Origin of the sequence: Cupriavidus sp. WGlv3 (assembly GCF_023952475.1) — a bacterium.
Classification (GTDB): domain Bacteria; phylum Pseudomonadota; class Gammaproteobacteria; order Burkholderiales; family Burkholderiaceae; genus Cupriavidus; species Cupriavidus phytorum.
Genome location: NZ_JALHRX010000024.1, coordinates 32020 through 50383 on the forward strand (window position 1 = coordinate 32020; position 18364 = coordinate 50383).

Below are 18364 nucleotides of genomic sequence, written 5' to 3' on the forward strand. Positions count from 1 at the left end.
CGGCATCCGCGCGCGGCCATCCCTTAGAATGGCGGTCTTACGAGGATGACCATGACCGCACTGCAGAACGATACCTTCCTGCGCGCGCTGCGCCGCCAGCCGACCGACTACACGCCGCTGTGGCTGATGCGCCAGGCAGGCCGCTACCTGCCCGAGTACAACGCCACGCGCGCGCGCGCCGGCAGCTTCCTCGGGCTGGCCAAGAACCCGGCCTACGCCACCGAAGTGACACTGCAGCCGCTGGACCGCTATCCGCTCGACGCGGCCATCCTGTTCTCGGACATCCTGACGGTGCCGGATGCGATGGGCCTGGGCCTGTCGTTCGCCCAGGGAGAAGGCCCGCGCTTTGCCCATCCGCTGCGCACCGAGGCCGACGTGCAGAAGCTGGCCGTGCCCGACATGGCATCGCTGCAGTACGTGTTTGACGCCGTGCGCGAGATCCGCCGCGCGCTGGTTCAGGACGGCCGCCAGCGCGTGCCGTTGATCGGCTTCTCGGGCAGCCCCTGGACGCTGGCCTGCTACATGGTGGAGGGCGGCGGCTCGGACGACTTCCGCACGGTCAAGGCGATGATGTACGGCCGGCCCGACCTGATGCACCGCATCCTGGACATCAATGCGCAGGCGGTCACGCGGTACCTGAACGCGCAGGTCGAGGCGGGCGCGCAGGCGGTGATGATTTTCGACACATGGGGCGGGGCGCTCGCCGACGGCATGTACCAGGCGTTCTCGCTGGCCTACATGCGCCGCGTGCTGGCCGGCCTGAAGCGCGAGCACGGCGGGCAGCAAGTGCCGGCGATCGTCTTCACCAAGGGCGGCGGCCTGTGGCTGGAAGCGCTGGCCGACACCGGCGCCGATGCCATCGGGCTGGACTGGACCGTCAACCTGGCCGAAGCGCGCCGGCGCACCGGCGGCCGCGTGGCACTGCAGGGCAATATCGACCCGACCGTCCTGTTTGCGCCCGAGGCCGCGATCCGCGAGCAGGTGCGGGGCGTGCTGGGCAGCTTTGCCGCTGGCGGTGGCAGCGACGGCCATGTCTTCAACCTCGGCCACGGCATTTCTCAGTTCACGCCGCCGGAGAGCGTTTCGGTACTGGTCGACGAAGTGCACCGGCACAGCCGCCAACTGCGCGCAGCCGGGAAGTGACGGGCGCGGTATGCAGGCCGGGGGGCCGGTTCGGCGCCGCCCCGCGCTGCAGCGTCCCGGCCGCGCCCGTACCCAGTGCTGCGCGAGCCGCGCGGCCGTACCGTGTCAAGTTAACTTTTTCGCCAGGAACCGCCAAAAAGGTGCACGGAGTTGATTGGCGGCCCTTGACTTATGCACACCGATAGGTTTGCCGCAGTGCGGGACAGGGTTATTCCCTAACCTATCTGGGGGATGTTTGCAAGCCCTTGATTTTTAAGGCTTTGGAAGATTTGCAAAGCAGGGGTCGATGCCAGTGGATCCCTTGTTTCTCGGGCCTTCCGGGCCGGGCCAAGCGACTTTTCAACAAAGTTATCCACAGGGGCGGTGGAATTAGTGGAAAACCAGTCATCTATCATCGACTTAGGGCCACATTTGAAGTTTTACTTTAAGTTGATGCTGCGCCGCACACCAACCCTTCGCCATGCCCTGGCAGGCCCTCAGTGGTCCGGCACCTGCCCCACGGCGATACACCTTCAAGTCGTGCATGCTGCCCGATAGCGACGCGCTCCTTCCCGAGTCCGCGGCGCCAGCCGCCGCAGGGGCGACGCTGTCGGCGCCGCCGATGATCCGGGTTGCCCTCGACACGCCTGCCGACGACTGCTTCGACTACCTCGCCATTGCCGACGTCGCTCCCGGGGACCTGGTAGTGGTGCCGTTCGGCCGCCGCAGCATGGTCGGTGTCGCGGTCGAATTCGCGCAAGACTCGGACGTACCTGTGGACAAGTTGCGCCCCGTGGCGCACCGGCTCGACTGGCTGCCGCCGCTGCAGCCGGACTGGATCGAGCTGGCAGCCTTTGCCGCACGCTACTATCAGCGCCGGCTCGGCGAAGTGATGCTGCCGGCCTTGCCGCCCGCCCTGCGCGAGGCCGAAAGCTGGCCGAACCTGGCGCAGCGTGCCCGCACCGATGAATATCGCGTGTTGCCGGACCAGGCCGAGGCCTTGCTGGCGGCCGTGCCGCCCCGCGCCCGCAGCGTGCGGGCCCTGGCCCAGGCGCTGGCCGAGCGCGCCGCCACGGGCGAGTGGCTGTCCCTGGCGCAGGCGCGTGCCCTCTGTGCCGCGGCACCGTCGCGGCTGGCCGAATGGCAGGCCGCGGGCTGGGTCGAGGCCAGCCGCACCGCGCGCACCTTGTTGCCGACCGACCCCGCGCAGCCGCCATCGGCCGCGCCGCCGCTGCATGACGAGCAGCGCGCCGCGGTGCAGGCCATCGCCGACGCCGAGGGCTTTGCCCCGTTCCTGCTGCACGGCGTGACCGGCAGCGGCAAGACCGAGGTCTACCTGCATGCGATGGAGGCGGTGCTGGCGCGCGACCCGCAGGCCCAGGTGCTGATGCTGGTGCCGGAAATCAACCTGACCCCGCAGCTGCAAAGCCGCATTGCCGCGCGCTTCCCGCAGTTGCCGCTGGCGGTGCTGCACAGCGGCCTGGCCGACCAGGAGCGCAGCCTGCAGTGGCTGGCGGCGCACCGCGGCGAGGCCCGCATCGTGCTGGGTACGCGCATGGCGGTGATGGCGTCGCTGCCGGCGCTGGCGCTGATCGTGGTCGATGAGGAGCACGATACCTCCTACAAGCAGCAGGAAGGGCTGCGCTACTCCGCGCGCGACCTGGCCGTGTGGCGCGCCAAGCAGCGCGGCATCGCGGTGGTGCTGGGTTCGGCCACGCCGTCGATGGAAACCTGGTGGCGGGCCGGGCAGGGCACCTATCGCAAGCTGGTGCTGCGCGAGCGCGCCCAGGCCGATGCGGCGCTGCCGGCGGTGCGGCTGGTCGACCTGAACCATGAGCGCCAGCGCCAGCGCGCCCTGTTCGAGGGCTTGTCGGTGCCGTTGCTGGAGGCCATCGACACGCGCCTGGCGCGCGGCGAGCAGAGCCTGCTGTTCCTGAACCGGCGCGGCTATGCGCCGGTGATCGCCTGCGACAGCTGCGGCTGGCTGTCGGGCTGCCCGCGCTGCTCGGCGTACCTGGTGCTGCACCGGCCCGAGCGGCGCCTGCGCTGCCACCACTGCGGCCTCGAGGCGCCGGTGCCGCACCACTGTCCGGACTGTGGCAATTTGGATATCGCGCCGCTGGGGCGCGGCACCCAGCGCATCGAAGAAGCGCTGGCGGCGCGCTTTCCCCAGGCCCGCATTGCCCGTATCGACGCCGATTCCACGCGTCGCAAGGGCAGTGCCCAGGCCATGTTCGACGAAGTCCATGCGGGCGAGGTCGATATCCTGGTGGGCACCCAGATGGTGGCCAAGGGGCATGACTTCCAGCGCGTGACGCTGGTTGGCATCGTCCATCCGGACGCGGCCATGTTCAGCCACGACTTCCGCGCCGCCGAACACCTGTTTGCGTCGCTGATGCAGGTGGCGGGGCGGGCCGGGCGGGCGGGCTTGCCGGGCGAGGTGCTGATCCAGACCCGCTATCCCGATACCCCGGCATTGCAGGCGCTGACGCGCCATGACTATGATGGATTCGCGGCCAGCCAGTTGCGCGAGCGGCGCCAGGCCGGGTTGCCCCCGTTCTGCTTCCAGGTGCTGGTCACGGCGGAACACGGGCAGCTGGAGCGCGCACTGCAGTTCCTGGAGGCCGCGCGTCGGCATGCTGAACGCTGCACTCTGGCGCAGGAGGTGCAACTGCATGATCCGGTGCCGATGTCGATGGTGCGGGTGTTCAACCGCGAGCGTGCACAGATGCTGGTCGAAGCCAGCGCACGCCCTGTACTGCAACGGTTTGTGGCCGAGTGGGTACAGACTTTCGCAGAGGTTGGCACGGAGGTGAAGGGGGTGCGCTGGCAACTGGAGATCGACCCGTTGCGGATCTAGCGGCCGGCGATGTGGATGAAAAGTGCAACCCTTGGGTTAGGGTTTTCGATAGGGTTGCACAAGGTTGCACCTTGGTGATTTTCGGGAGTAAGATCGCGCCAGCTCACAGGCTGCGGCCGGTCGCGCGCCCCTGCCTGTCGGCACGGACGAGGTAGCACCGGCGGCGGCTCCAGTCTTTCGGAGAATTGCCCGCAATGGCCACCACCACCCTTGGCGTCAAGCTCGATGACGCCTCGCGCGACCGCCTCAAGCGCGTTGCCCAATCCATCGACCGCACCCCGCACTGGCTGATCAAGCAGGCGATCTTCTGCTACCTCGAGCAGATCGAGCGGGGCCACCTGCCGTACGAAGCCGGCGCGGCAGGTGCCGAGGGCGAGGGCAGCGACGGCGCCGAAGCGCTCCATGGCGACGGCGCGCCGCAGCCCTTCCTGGAATTTGCCCAGAGCATCCAGCCGCAGTCGGTGCTGCGCGCCGCCATCACTTCGGCCTATCGCCGTCCTGAAACCGATTGCGTGCCGGTGCTGCTGGAGCAGGCGCGGCTGCCGCAACAGCAGGCCGAGGCCGCGATCAAGATGGCCAAGGCACTGGCCACGCGCTTGCGCGAGCAAAAGGTGGGCACCGGGCGCGAAGGCCTGGTGCAGGGACTGATCCAGGAATTCTCGCTGTCGTCGCAGGAGGGCGTGGCGCTGATGTGCCTGGCCGAGGCGCTGCTGCGCATTCCCGACAAGGCCACGCGCGACGCGCTGATCCGCGACAAGATCAGCGGCGCCAACTGGCAGTCGCACCTGGGCCAGAGCCCGTCGCTGTTCGTCAACGCCGCCACCTGGGGCCTGCTGCTGACCGGCAAGCTGGTCGCCACCCATACCGAATCGGGCCTGACCAAGGCGCTTACGCGCATCATCGGCAAGGGCGGCGAGCCGTTGATCCGCAAGGGCGTGGACATGGCGATGCGCCTGATGGGCGAGCAGTTCGTCACCGGCGAGACCATTTCCGAGGCGCTCGCCAACGCGCGCCGCTACGAGGCCGAGGGCTTCCGCTACTCCTACGACATGCTGGGCGAGGCGGCCATGACCGAGGCCGATGCCGCGCGCTACCTGGCGTCGTACGAGCAGGCCATCCACGCCATCGGCCAGGCTTCGCGCGGCCGCGGCATCTATGAAGGCCCGGGCATCTCGATCAAGCTGTCGGCGCTGCACCCGCGCTACAGCCGTGCGCAGCACGAGCGCGTGGTGGGCGAACTGTACGAGCGCCTGAAGTCGCTGACGCTGCTGGCGCGCCAGTACGACATCGGCATCAATATCGACGCCGAGGAAGCCGACCGGCTCGAGATCTCGCTGGACCTGCTCGAGCGCCTGTGCTTCGAGCCCGAGCTGGCCGGCTGGAACGGCATCGGCTTCGTGGTGCAGGGCTACCAGAAGCGCTGCCCGTTCGTGATCGACTACCTGATCGACCTGGCCCGCCGCAGCCGCCACCGCCTGATGATCCGCCTGGTCAAGGGCGCCTACTGGGACAGCGAGATCAAGCGCGCCCAGGTGGAAGGGCTGGAAGGCTATCCGGTCTATACGCGCAAGGTCTACACCGATGTGTCGTACATCGCCTGCGCGCGCAAGCTGCTGTCGGTGCCGGACGCGATCTACCCGCAGTTCGCCACGCACAACGCGCACACGCTGTCGGCCATCTACCAGATCGCCGGCCACAGCTACTACCCCGGCCAGTACGAGTTCCAGTGCCTGCACGGCATGGGCGAGCCGCTGTACGACCAGGTGGTGGGCCCCACCGCCGACGGCAAGTTCAACCGTCCGTGCCGCATCTACGCGCCGGTCGGCACCCATGAAACGCTGCTGGCCTACCTGGTGCGCCGGCTGCTGGAGAACGGCGCCAACACCTCGTTCGTGAACCGCATTGCCGACGACACCATCTCGCTGGATGAACTGGTTGCCGATCCGGTGGCCGTGGTCGAGGCCATGCATCGCGATGAAGGCGTGCTCGGCCTGCCGCACCCACGCATCCCGTCGCCGCGCACGCTGTATGGCAAGAGCCGGCCCAACTCGGCCGGCATCGACCTGGCCAACGAGCATCGGCTGGCCTCGCTGTCGTCGGCATTGCTGGCCGGCACCGGCGAGCGCCTGATTGCCGAGCCGATGCTGGGCGCCGAAGTGGCGCGCGCCGCCGATGCCATCACCACGCCGGTACAGAATCCGGCTGATCACCGCGACGTGGTCGGCCATGTCACCGAAGCCGGCAAGGCCGACGTCGACGCCGCGCTGCAGGCCGCGGTCAATGCCGCGCCGATCTGGCAGGCGACGCCGCCGGACGTGCGCGCCGCCGCGCTGGAGCGCGCCGCCGACCTGATGGAAGCCCAAATGCAGTCGCTGATGGGCATCATCATGCGCGAAGCCGGCAAGACCTTCTCCAATGCCATCGCCGAAGTGCGCGAGGCGGTGGACTTCCTGCGCTACTACGCCGCCGAGGTGCGCCGCGGCTTCGACAACGAGACCCACCGCCCGCTGGGCCCGGTGGTCTGCATCAGCCCGTGGAACTTCCCGTTGGCAATCTTCACCGGCCAGGTCGCCGCCGCGCTGGCGGCCGGCAACCCGGTGCTGGCCAAGCCCGCCGAGCAGACCCCGCTGATCGCCGCCGCCGCGGTGAGGCTGCTGCGCGAGGCCGGCGTGCCGGCCGGCGCGGTGCAACTGCTGCCGGGCCGCGGCGAAACCGTCGGCGCCGCGCTGGTGGGCGACGCCCGCGTCAAGGGCGTGATGTTCACCGGCTCGACCGAGGTCGCGCGCATCCTGCAGCGCAATGTCGCCGGCCGCCTGGACGCCGCCGGTCGTCCGATCCCGCTGATCGCGGAAACCGGCGGCCAGAACGCGATGATCGTCGACTCGTCGGCGCTGGCCGAGCAGGTGGTCGGCGACGTGGTCAACTCCGCCTTCGACTCGGCCGGCCAGCGCTGTTCGGCGCTGCGCGTGCTGTGCCTGCAGGAGGACGTGGCCGACCGCGTGCTGGAAATGCTCAAGGGCGCGATGCAGGAACTGAGCATGGGCAACCCGGACCGCCTGTCGACCGACGTCGGCCCGGTGATCGACGAAGAAGCGCGCGCCGGCATCGTGCGCCATATCGATGCGATACGCGCCAAGGGCCGCCGCGTCCACCAGGCCGACCCCAACGCCGCGCAGGGCGCCAGCTGCCGCCATGGCACCTTCGTGCCGCCGACGCTGATCGAGCTGGACAGCATCGAGGAGCTCAAGCGCGAAGTTTTCGGCCCGGTGCTGCACGTGGTGCGGTTCCCGCGCGCGGCGCTGGATACCATGGTCAGCCAGATCAACGGCACCGGCTATGGCCTGACGCTGGGCATCCATACCCGCATCGACGAGACCATCTCGTTTATCGTCAGCCGGGCCCAGGTGGGCAACCTGTACGTGAACCGCAATATCGTCGGCGCGGTGGTGGGGGTGCAGCCGTTCGGCGGCGAGGCGCTGTCGGGCACCGGTCCCAAGGCGGGCGGCCCGCTCTACCTGCACCGGCTGCTGTCGGTCTGTCCGCAGGACGCGGTGGCGCGCAGCGTGCGCGCGGCCGACGTCAATGCCGGCGCCGGCGGCGCCCAGACGGTGGGGCCCGACGACGAAGCCGTGCGCGCCACCGAGGCCTTCCGCGAGTGGGCACGCCGCGAGCTGCCCGAGGTGGCGGCTGCGTGCGAGCGCTTCGCCGAGGCCTCGGCCTCGGGCCTGGCGGTGACGCTGGCGGGCCCCACCGGCGAGCGCAACACCTACACGCTGCTGGGGCGCGAGCGGGTACTGTGCCTGGCCGCCCAGGAGGCCGACCTGGCGCTGCAACTGGGCGCCGTGCTGACGGTCGGCGCCGAGGCGGTATGGCTGGAAAACCCTGTCGGCCAGGGGCTGTTTGCGCGCCTGCCTAAGGGCGTACAATCGCGCGTCCGCATGGTGGCCGACTGGACCGCGGCGGACACGGCAATCGATGCGGTGCTGCACCACGGCGATTCGGATCAGCTGCGCACGGTGTGCGAGCAGGTCGCGGCGCGCCCTGGTCCGATCATCGGCGTGCAGGGCCTGGCGCAGGGCGAACGGAACATTGCGCTCGACCGCCTGCTGATCGAGCGCTCGCTCTCGGTCAACACCGCGGCGGCAGGCGGCAATGCCAGTTTGATGACGATCGGCTGAGGCAACCCTCGGACGGCGTCATGTCGAAGCGCGCGGCGATGGCGGTGATCCCGCCCCGCCGCGCAGAAAAAGCACGGCGCGGCACTGCCAGGCCGCGCCGCAATACAACTGCCGGTAACAACACCACATCGGCACCACATCGGCACCATTTGGGACCCAAGGAGATCTGATGAGCTCGACCTTCCACAAGACGGCAATGACCGTTGCCCTGACCCTGGCTGGCCTGACCGCCGCCTCCGCCGCGTTCGCGCAGGCGCAGGAAATCAAGCTGGGCTACGCCGGCCCGATGACCGGCGGCCAGGCCCAGTACGGCAAGGACATGCAGAACGGCATCGTCCTCGCGATCGAGGACATGAACGCCACCAAGCCCAAGATCGGCGGCAAGGAAGTCAAGTTCGTGCTGGTTTCCGAAGACGACCAGGCCGATCCCAAGACCGGCTCGGTGGTCGCGCAGAAGCTGGTGGACAACGGCATCCAAGGCATGCTGGGCCACTTCAACTCGGGCACCACCATCCCGGCGTCGATGGTCTACAACCGCGCCGGCATTCCGCAGATCGCCATGGCGACCGCGCCGGAATACACCAAGCAGGGCTTCAAGACCACCTTCCGCATGATGACCTCCGACACCCAGCAGGGTTCGGTGATCGGCGCCTTCGTGGTGAAGAAGCTGGGCGCGAAGAACATCGCCATCGTCGATGACCGCACCGCCTACGGCCAGGGCCTGGCCGACGAATTTGAAAAGGCCGCCAAGGCCGCCGGCGGCAAGATCGTGCGCCGCGAGTTCACCAACGACAAGGCGGTGGACTTCAAGGCCGTGCTGACCAACATCAAGCGCAGCAACCCGGACATCATCTTCTACGGCGGCGCCGAGACCCAGTCCGCGCCGATGGCCAAGCAGGTCAAGGAACTGGGCATGAAGGCCCCGCTGGTGTCGGGCGAAATGTCCAAGACCGACAACTTCCTCAAGCTCGCCGGCCCGGCCGCCGAAGGCACCGTGGTGTCGCTGGCCGGCCTGCCGCTGGACCAGATGCCCGGCGGCGCCGCATACGAGAAGAAGTACGAGAAGCGCTTCGGCTCGAAGGTCCAGACCTACTCGCCGTACGCCTATGACGGCGCTACCGCGATGATGACGGCCATGGTCAAGGCCGGCTCGACCGACCCGGCGCGCTACCTGCCGGTGCTGGCCGCGACCAACATGCAGGGCGTGACCACCAAGACCCTGGCGTACGACGCGCGTGGCGACCTGAAGGACGGCGGCATCACGGTCTACAAGGTCGTGGGCGGCAAGTGGACGGTGCTGGAGACGGTGGGCGGGAAGTAAGCTCCCGGCCGCGCCTGGCGCATCGGAAGAACGCCGCCTGCGGGCGGCGTTTTTCTTTTCCGGATGCCTGCGCCGGGCCAGACCAGATCCCGATTGCCGCCATTGGCGCATAATCCCGCACTCGCACAATCTTTAGGAGCAGTACGTGTCCGAGCAGGAAGCCAGCTACGACCACGCCATCGGGCTAGCCAACCAGGGGCGCTTCGCCGAAGCGCTGCAGATTGCCGGCCAGCTGTCGCTGGCGCGCCCCGAGGTGGTGGATTTCGTCACGCTGCGGGCGCGGCTGCACTTTGACAACGGCGATGCCAACGCCGCGCTGGCGGTGCTGGACGAGGCCCTGGCGCGGCTCGACACGCTGCCGCTGCAGCCGCCGCACCGCTGGGTCTCGCGCGGGGTGATCGCGCACCGCTACGGCGCCATGCTGATGAGCCTGGGCCGCGATGCCGAGGCCCGCCCGTGGCTGCATGAGGCGGCGCAGCGCAGCGGGCTGCTGACGGGCGAATGGGCCGCGCATTTCCACGCCGGCCTGGCGGCGCTGCGGCAGGGCGACATCGCCGGCGCCGCGCGCTACTGGTACGACCTGATGGTGCGCAACCCCGACCTGGGCGCTGACGATATCGCGCCGCTGGTGTCGGACTACATCGCCCGCACCGAAGCCGCCGGCGTGCCGGCGGAGCCGCTGATGCGGGTCTGCCTGGGCCGGGTCGCGCTGGACAACCCGCATCTGCTGGAGCTCGATGCCGCGGCCGGCGATGCCGTCGCCGCCGACCAGGCCATGCGCGTGCTGGCCGAGCACCCCGACCACCCCGAGGCGCGCCGGCTGCGGGCGCCGCTGCGCCATGGCGTCGGCGACCTGCAAGGCGCGCTCGACGACCTCGGCGTCTACCTGCGCCAGGTGCCCGACCCGCAGAGCCAGGTACGCGAGCTGGCCTGGCGCTACCAGCTGGCGCAGCGCGCGATCAGTACCGGTGGCACCGTCGGCGCCGCCCCCGCCGAGCGCGAGCCGTGGCTGCGCTTCGCGCTGACCGACCAGTGCGACGACGGCGCGGGCTACTACCGCGCCGCGATGGCGCTGGGCGAGTTCATCGACGACGTGCCCGCCGCCGAGGCCGCGCTGCGTCCGCTGCTGGTGCAGGCCGGGCGCGCGGGCGTGGCGCGCTTCGACCAGTATTTCACCACGGGCCAGGGCGATGCCGCCGGCCATGGCGGCAATGCCGACCCCCATATCTATTCGCTGCTGTGCCGGCTGCTGGGGCGCAGCCTGCCGGCCGACGCCGCGCATGCCGACGAGCGCATTGCGCTGCACCGCCAGGGCATGGCCGCGAGCGAGTTCATCGAGCACTGGATCGACCTGCTCGACTGCCACGCCGATGCGGGCCAGCACCAGAAGGTGGCGGAACTGGCGGGCGAGGTGCTCAACCGCTACCCGCTCGAGCGCAACCCGGCCGACGTGACCTGGGCCTTCAGCCGCATGATCGCCGCCTGGAAGGCGCTCGGCGGCGCCGAGCCGACCGAGGCCGCGCGTGCCGCCATGGCGCACATGGATGCGCGGCTGGACGCGCTGCCGGTGGAAGCCCGCAGCGAGGCCGCGCACCCGATGGCGCATGCGCGTGCCTACTATGCCGCGCTGCTGCAGGCCCGCATGGCCGGCATGGACGAGCACGATCGCACCGATGCGCTGGCCGAGATCGAGACCCAGCAGCGGCGTGCGCTGCTGGTGGAAGATGCCTGGCTGTACAACCGTTTCGGCCAGGTCTGGCGCGATCTGGGCGAGCCCGAGCGCGCGCTGCCGCTGTTCGAGCAGGCGGTGGCGCTGACCGAGGGCGATCCGCAGGACCAGGCGGGCCCGCGCGTGCAACGCGGCCTGGTGCACAACGCCGCACGCCGCCACGACGCCGCGCTGGCAGACTTCGTCGCGGCCTTCGCCGCGCGTGACGACTGGGACGCCGAGGTGTACCTGCGCGCGGTGCAGTCCGCACTCGGACAGGGCCAGCGTGAAGCCGCGCTCGGCTACTTCGACCAGGCGCGTGCCCGCGGGGCCGCGCAGGGCGCCACGCGCACGCTGTACGGGCAGGTCGAGACGGCATTGAAGGCCACCCGCCCGGTGTGGAAGATGTGGGGCGTCTGAAACGTCTCTCGCGAGCCGCGAATCAGCTGAAGTTGTAAGGAATGTAAAAAACGCCATCCGTAGATGGCGTTTTTTGCGTGAAGATGACCGAAATAAGGCGCGCGTTTGGTGCGGTGTCGGACAATCACTGACATGGATTGTGAAGTGCTTACATTACCATGTCGCCATGAATGGACTGAGCCAACTTTTTCCTAGCCTCCCGCTCGCGCCCGGCGGCCTCTTCTGGGTCGGGCTGGCCCTGGTCGGCGCCGGCCTGGCGGGCGAGTTGAGCCGGCGCTGGCTGCGCTGCCCGCGCATCGTCGGCTACGCCGCGGCGGGGCTGTGCGCCGGCATGCTGGGCCGCGGCATCGTCGACGAGAACATGATCAACCAGACCCGTATCCTGATCGATATGGCGCTGGCGCTGGCCCTGTTCGAACTCGGGCATCGACTCTCCCTGACCTGGCTGCGCGCCAACCGCTGGCTGCTGCTGACCAGTGCCTTTGAAAGCCTGCTGACGTGGGGGCTGGTGGCGGCGGTGCTGCAGTGGATCGGCGCCTCGCCCGGGGTGGCCATCCTCGCCGGGGGCATCGCGGTCAGCACCTCGCCCACCATCGTGCTGCAGCTCAAGAACGAGCTGCGCGCCGACGGGCAGGTCACCGAGCGGCTGCTGGCCATGGCCGCGCTCAACAGCATCTATGCCGCCGCCATCGTGCAGGTCGCCACCGGCTGGCTGCATTCGGAATACGGCAACCTGGGCGCCGCGCTGCTGCATCCGCTGTACCTGCTGCTGGGCTCGTGCCTGCTGGCCTGGGTGGTGGGCAAGCTCGGCCATGCCATCTACGACCGCATGTCGGCCGACGACCACTACAGCTTCCTGGTGCTGGTGGGCCTGGTGCTGTTCACGCTGGCGCTGACCCGGGTACTAAAATTGTCGATGCCGCTGACCTTGATGCTGGCTGGCGTGGTGTTCAAGCACCAGGACAACCAGCCGCACGTGTGGCCGCCGCATTTCGGCAGCGCCGGCAGCCTGCTGATCATCGTCATGGTGGTGTCGCTGGGCCTGCCGCTGACGGCGCAGGACTGGGCCGTGGGCGGCGTCTACGCCATCGCGCTGGTGGTGCTGCGCCACGTTGCCAAGCTGGCCGGGGTGGTGTCGCTGGGTTCGTTCTCGGGCCTGAGCCTGCGCCAGTGCATGGCGCTGGGGCTGGCGCTGGCGCCGATGTCGGGCCTGGCCTACCTGCTGATGCATGACGTCGCGCGCCTGTACCCGGGCACCGGGCAGCCGCTGGCTGCCATCATCCTGTGCGCGCTGGCCATCGAACAACTTTTCGGTCCCGTGATCGCGGCCTGGGCGCTGCGCTACGCAGGCGAAGTCCGCGTCGATATCCGGGCCAATGGAGGAGGGCGCTGATGTCGCTCGAACCGTTCAAGCAATCCGAGGCGCTGACCTTCGGCGTCGAGCTGGAACTGCAGCTGGTCAACCGGCATGACTATGACCTGGCGCCGTTCGCGCCCGACCTGCTGCGCGCGCTCAAGGGCGCGGAGCATGCGGGCGACATCAAGCCCGAGATCAGCCCGTCGATGATCGAGATCAGCACCGGCATCTGCCACAGCTACCAGCAGGCGCTGCAGGAGCTGACGGTCATGCGCGACCTGATGGTGGCGGCCTCGCGTTCGCTGAACCTGGGCATTGCCGGCGGCGGCACGCATCCGTTCCAGCAGTGGTCCGACCGCACCATCTCCGATTCGCCGCGCTACCAGTACATCTCCGAGCTGTACGGCTACCTGGCCAAGCAGTTCACCGTATTCGGCCAGCACGTGCATATCGGCTGCCCCAGCGCCGACGAATCGCTGTTCCTGCTGCACGCCATCGGCCGCTATGTGCCGCACTTCGTCGCGCTGGCGGCGTCCTCGCCCTATGTGCAGGGCGTCGATACCGGCTTTGCCTCGGCGCGGCTGAATTCGGTCGCGGCGTTTCCGATGAGCGGGCGCGCGCCGTTCCTGCTGACATGGGATGCCTTCACCGCCTACTTCGAGAAGATGCGCAACACCGGCGTGATCGAAAGCATGAAGGACTTCTACTGGGATATCCGCCCCAAGCCGGAGTTCGGCACCATCGAGGTCCGCGTGATGGACACGCCGCTGACGGTGCAGCGCGCCTGCGATATCGCCGCGTATATCCAGATGCTGGCGCGCTACCTGCTGCTGTCGCGCCCGTTCATGCCGCAGGAAGACGACTACCTGGTGTACACCTTCAACCGCTTCCAGGCCTGCCGCTTCGGGCTGGAGGGCGAATACGTGCACCCCAACGAACTGACCCGCATGCCGATCGCGGACCATATCCTGTCGATCTGCGACGCGCTGGTGCCGCATGCCGAGGCGCTCGGCTCGCTCGAGGCGCTGGCCAATATCCGCGCCCTGGCCGAGCGCCGCGACGGCGACGCGCATTGGCTGCGCCAGGTCGACGCGGACGCGCGCAGCCAGCGCGAGACGGTGCGCAAGGCGTGTGACCAGTGGGCTGCCTGAGGGGCTGCCTGAGCGCGCGTTGAACGCGCCGTTGACTTACTGGACGCTGTAGCCGCGCCCCTGCATGCAGGCGCCCCAGGCCTGGTAGTACGAGCCCATCGCCTGGCTGGTGTTGGCTGCCGCCTGCTGGTTGGCCGCATTCGCCTGGCGGCGTGACTGGCGGTGCGCCATGCCGCCGGCGACCGTACCCGTTGCAGCGCCGATTGCCGCGCCCTTGCCGGCGTCGCCCGCAATCGCGCCCGCCACGGCTCCCGCGGCAGCGCCGCCTGCCGCACCCCGCACGCGCTGGCCGCTTTGCGCCTGGGCCGGCGGCGGCGCGTTGGCGGCCTGGGCCGGATCAACGCCGGTCTGCTGCTTGGCCCAGCTGTAGCACGCGCCGTCGTCGCTGGCCTGCTGCTGCTGGCTCTGGCCCTTGGCCGGATAGGCGATGGGCTTGTTCTGCGCAGTGGCCGGGAGCGGCGCCAGCGCGAGGGCCGCGGCCAGCGCGCCGAGGGCGAGATACGGCTTGCGATGCTGGCGTTGCTTCATGATCGTGTTCCCCCGCAGTTGTCGGCTACGCCATGCTGGACGCGCCGCCCGGTGCGCGAGCGGCAAGCCGCTCCGTGTTCTGTGAAGGCCAGTATTTGCCGCCGGCAGGGCTAAGTCAAATCAGTGTTTTGGCGGCGTGATGTTATTTGTTTGTGGTGGGCGGAGGCGCCAGCAGGAACGCGGTGGCCTCCTGCCACCAGGCCAGGTCGACGTGCCCGGTCCAGTCGTTGTGGCCGGCGCCGTCGATCACCGCCAGCCGTCGCGGTTTGCCCAGCGACGCATAGAGCGCCTTGCCGAAGCGCGCCGGCACGATGGTGTCGCGTTCGGCCACCGCCACCATCACCGGGCGGCCGAAGCCGGCCAGATTGGCCACGCTGTCGTAGCGGTCGCGCAGCACCCAGCCGGCCGGCAGCCAGGGATAGTGATGCGAGGCCAGATGCGCCAGCTTGTCCCACGGCGTGATCAGCAGCACGCCGGCAACGCTGTCGCGCTGGCGCGCGGCCGCGGCCGCCGCTACGCCCGCTCCCAGCGATTCGCCGATCAGCAGCAGCGGGCCGTCGAACTGGCGCCGCGCCAGCGCAATCGACTGTTCCGCGTCGGCGACGAAGCTGCGCTCGCCCAGCGTGCCCGGGCGCGGCCCGTATCCCGGGTACTCGGCCAGGATCACGCGCACGCCCAGCGGCGCCAGCGCACTGGCGTAGTAGTCGCGATGCCCGGCATGCCCGGCGTTGCCGTGGAACACCATCGCGGTGGCGCGCACCGGCCCGCGCGGCTCGGCCACCAGTCCGCGGAAGTCGTCCGGACCCGGCCACGCGCGCAGCCCGGGCGAGACCATGTCGTCGACCGACGCGCGTTCGGGGAAATAAAGGAAGTGGTCCTGCAGCATGGCAATGGCGGCAAGCCCCACCAGGGCTGCGGCCACCCAGCGCCACCGGCGCGCCCGCGCCGTCCGTGGCGGCACCGACGGTGCCGTTGCGCGGGGCAGCACGCTGGCAGGCATGGCCGTGTGCCGGGGGCGGCTACGCGCCGGCAAACACCGGTTCGCAGCGCACCTCGGTCCTGACCGAGTTGGCGATAAAGCAGGCCTCGTGCGCGGCGTGGTGCAGGGCGCCGAGCTGTTCACGCGTCGGCTCGCGCTCGCCGCCGAACGTGACTTGCGGGCGCAGCGTCACCACCGTCATCGCCATGCGCCCGTCGGCGTTCTTTTCCATCACACCGGTGGCCGCGTCCAGGTAGCGGTCGACCACCAGGCGCTGCTTGGCCGCGAGCGACAGGAACCACAGCATGTGGCAGCTCGACAGCGAGGCGATGAACATCTCTTCCGGGTCGACCGCGCTGGCGTCGGACATCGGCAGCGGCACCACATGGGGTGATGACGAGCCCGGTACTTCGGCGCCGCCATCGAAGCGCAGCAGATGCCGGCGGCTGTAGCGGTTGCCGGCGAAATCCTGTCCGTCGCGTTGCCACAGGACTTCAGCGGTGTAGGTGGACATGCAGGGACTCCTGGGGTTGGGGAAAGAACTCAGGCGCCGTGCGGCACGCTCTCGCCATCGCGCAGGCCCAGGCGCTGGTTGGCCGGCACGGCGACATCGATCAGCCTGGGGCGCGGAAGATTCAGGTTGCGCATCATCTCGACGAACTGCTCGCGCGTGCGGCCGGCGACGCGGCTGTTGTGCGCGCGTTCATGGCCAATGGTGGACACGGTGCGGCCCTTGTAGTCATGGGCCGGATAGACCAGCGTCTCGTCGGGCAGCGCGAACAGCTTGCGGGTCAGGCTGTCGTACAGCGTGCCGGCGTCGCCGGACTGGAAATCGGTGCGGCCGCAGCCGTCGATCAGCAGCGCATCGCCAGTGAAGACGCGGCGCACGATGCCGTCGGTGCTGGCTTCTTCCCACAGGTAGCTCATGCTGCCGGCGGTGTGCCCGGGCGTATGGATGGCCCGCAGCACCTGCTTGCCGAAGGCGACGGTATCGCCGTCGATCAGCTGCTTCTGTGCGGGCTTGATGTCGCAGCCGGACGGCGCCGCGGTATGCGCGCCGGTCTGCAGGGCCAGGTGGCCGGCCGAGGTGATGTGGTCGGCATGGGCGTGGGTCTCGATCACCCAGGCCAGGCGCGCGCCGGTTTCGTGCAGCAGCTTCAGGTCGCGCTCGAGCTGGTGGTCGACCGGATCGATCAGCAGCGCATCCCCGGTGGCGGCGTCGATCAGCAGGTAGGTGAAGGTGGACGAGGTCTCGTCGAACAGCTGGTGGAAGGTCTGCATGGCCGTCCTCTTGTTGTTTGGCCGGGGAACGCCGCCATGATACGCCGCACCGGCGCTAGCACTCCACGATATTCACCGCCAGGCCGCCGCGCGCGGTTTCCTTGTACTTGGTCTTCATGTCGGCGCCGGTTTCGCGCATGGTCTTGATCACCGAATCGAGCGATACGTAGTGCGTGCCGTCGCCGCGCAGCGCCATGCGCGCCGCGTTGACCGCCTTGACCGACGCCATCGCGTTGCGCTCGATGCACGGGATCTGCACCAGCCCGCCGACCGGGTCGCAGGTCAGGCCGAGGTTGTGCTCCATGCCGATCTCGGCGGCGTTCTCCACCTGCGCCGGGCTGCCGCCGGTGACCGCGGCGAGTGCGCCGGCCGCCATCGAGCAGGCCACGCCGACTTCGCCCTGGCAGCCGACCTCGGCGCCGGAGATCGACGCGTTGAGCTTGTACAGCAGCCCGATCGCACCCGCGGTCAACAGGAAATCGACCACGCCCTCGCGGTTGGCGCCGGGCACGAAGCGATCGTAGTAGTGCAGCACCGCCGGGATGATGCCGGCCGCGCCGTTGGTCGGCGCCGTGACCACGCGCCCGCCGGCGGCGTTCTCTTCATTGACGGCAATGGCGTACAGGTTGACCCAGTCCATCACCGAAAGCGGATCGGACAGCGTGCGCTCGGCGCGCTCGGTCAGGCTGCGGTACAGCTCGGGCGCGCGGCGCTTCACCTTGAACGGACCCGGCAGTTCGCCGTCGGTGCGGCAACCGCGCGCCACGCAGGCCTGCATCACGTCCCAGATATGCAGCAGGCCGTTGACGATGTCGGCCTCGCTGCGCCAGGTCAGCTCGTTTTCGAGCATCAGCCGGGCAATGCTCTTGCCGCTGGCGCTGGCCATCCCGAGCAGTTCCTTGCCGCTGCGGAACGGGTGCGGCAGCTGCTGCGCGGCGTTGAGCACCTGCGTATTGGGCGCGCCGGCGGTGACCACGAAGCCGCCGCCGACCGACAGGTAGCGGGCCTCGCGCAGCGTGGCGCCGGTGCCATCGAAGGCGTGGAACTTCATGCCGTTGGGATGCTCGGCCATGGCCTCGCGGCGGTAGAAGGCGATGTGCTCCTTCTCGACGAAGGGCACCATGTGGCGGCCCAGCAGCGACAGCTCGCGGGTCTGGCGCAGGGTTGCCAGGCGCGTCTCGATGGAATCGGGATCGATGGTGTCGGGGGCCTCGCCCATCAGGCCCAGGATGACGCCCTTGTCGGTGCCGTGGCCCTTGCCGGTGGCGCCGAGCGAGCCGTACAGCTCCACCCGCACGCTGGCGACTTGCGGCAGCAGCCCGTCGCGCTCCAGCGCCTGCGCGAACATCAGCGCCGCACGCATCGGCCCCACGGTGTGCGAGCTCGACGGGCCGATGCCCACCTTGAACAGATCGAATACGCTGACTGCCACGGACGGCCTCCAGATTGACGCCGGACC

At 69.3% G+C, this 18364-nt stretch carries 12 protein-coding genes; 7 read left to right on the forward strand and 5 right to left on the reverse strand.

What is annotated here, in order from left to right; genetic code table 11:
- The first annotated feature begins 51 nt into the window (after positions 1-51).
- The 7 genes from hemE to MKD38_RS26855 all read left to right on the forward strand — a co-directional run bounded on the left by hemE (position 52) and on the right by MKD38_RS26855 (position 14117).
- Positions 52-1143, forward strand: coding sequence for a uroporphyrinogen decarboxylase (hemE, locus tag MKD38_RS26825; RefSeq protein ID WP_252681838.1), 1092 nt, complete (start codon positions 52-54; stop codon positions 1141-1143).
- 523 nt (positions 1144-1666) lie between these two features.
- The gene (locus MKD38_RS26830) at positions 1667-3982 is read left to right on the forward strand and encodes a primosomal protein N' (protein WP_371925751.1); all 2316 of its coding nucleotides are present in this window, start codon (positions 1667-1669) and stop codon (positions 3980-3982) included.
- Positions 3983-4176: 194 nt separating this feature from the next.
- Complete coding sequence (gene putA, locus MKD38_RS26835; protein ID WP_252681840.1) at positions 4177-8160, forward strand: trifunctional transcriptional regulator/proline dehydrogenase/L-glutamate gamma-semialdehyde dehydrogenase; 3984 nt, start codon at positions 4177-4179, stop codon at positions 8158-8160.
- Between the two features lie 169 nt (positions 8161-8329).
- Positions 8330-9481 carry a branched-chain amino acid ABC transporter substrate-binding protein gene (locus MKD38_RS26840; RefSeq protein WP_115705390.1) on the forward strand — a complete coding sequence of 384 codons (1152 nt, stop codon included), beginning with the start codon at positions 8330-8332 and terminating at the stop codon, positions 9479-9481.
- Between the two features lie 145 nt (positions 9482-9626).
- The gene (locus tag MKD38_RS26845) at positions 9627-11609 is read left to right on the forward strand and encodes a tetratricopeptide repeat protein (protein ID WP_252681842.1); all 1983 of its coding nucleotides are present in this window, start codon (positions 9627-9629) and stop codon (positions 11607-11609) included.
- 166 nt (positions 11610-11775) lie between these two features.
- The gene (locus tag MKD38_RS26850; protein ID WP_252681845.1) at positions 11776-13002 is read left to right on the forward strand and encodes a cation:proton antiporter; all 1227 of its coding nucleotides are present in this window, start codon (positions 11776-11778) and stop codon (positions 13000-13002) included.
- Positions 13002-14117, forward strand: coding sequence for a YbdK family carboxylate-amine ligase (locus tag MKD38_RS26855; protein WP_252681847.1), 1116 nt, complete (start codon positions 13002-13004; stop codon positions 14115-14117). Before MKD38_RS26850 ends, MKD38_RS26855 begins: the two co-directional genes overlap by 1 nt.
- A 36-nt stretch (positions 14118-14153) precedes the next feature.
- Here MKD38_RS26855 and MKD38_RS26860 read toward each other — a convergent pair whose 3' ends face one another.
- The 5 genes from MKD38_RS26860 to MKD38_RS26880 form a co-directional block, all read right to left on the reverse strand.
- Positions 14154-14645, reverse strand: coding sequence for a glycine zipper family protein (locus MKD38_RS26860; protein WP_252681849.1), 492 nt, complete (start codon positions 14643-14645; stop codon positions 14154-14156).
- A 142-nt stretch (positions 14646-14787) separates the two neighbouring features.
- A complete protein-coding gene (locus MKD38_RS26865; protein WP_371925752.1) occupies positions 14788-15645 on the reverse strand; it encodes an alpha/beta hydrolase in 858 nt (285 codons plus the stop codon).
- 19 nt (positions 15646-15664) lie between these two features.
- Positions 15665-16138: an OsmC family protein gene (locus tag MKD38_RS26870; protein WP_252681851.1), complete on the reverse strand. Its 474-nt coding sequence runs from the start codon at positions 16136-16138 to the stop codon at positions 15665-15667.
- Between the two features lie 29 nt (positions 16139-16167).
- Complete coding sequence (locus MKD38_RS26875) at positions 16168-16905, reverse strand: MBL fold metallo-hydrolase (RefSeq protein WP_252681853.1); 738 nt, start codon at positions 16903-16905, stop codon at positions 16168-16170.
- Positions 16906-16960: 55 nt separating this feature from the next.
- Positions 16961-18337 carry an L-serine ammonia-lyase gene (locus tag MKD38_RS26880; protein WP_252681855.1) on the reverse strand — a complete coding sequence of 459 codons (1377 nt, stop codon included), beginning with the start codon at positions 18335-18337 and terminating at the stop codon, positions 16961-16963.
- Between the last annotated feature and the right edge of the window lie 27 nt (positions 18338-18364).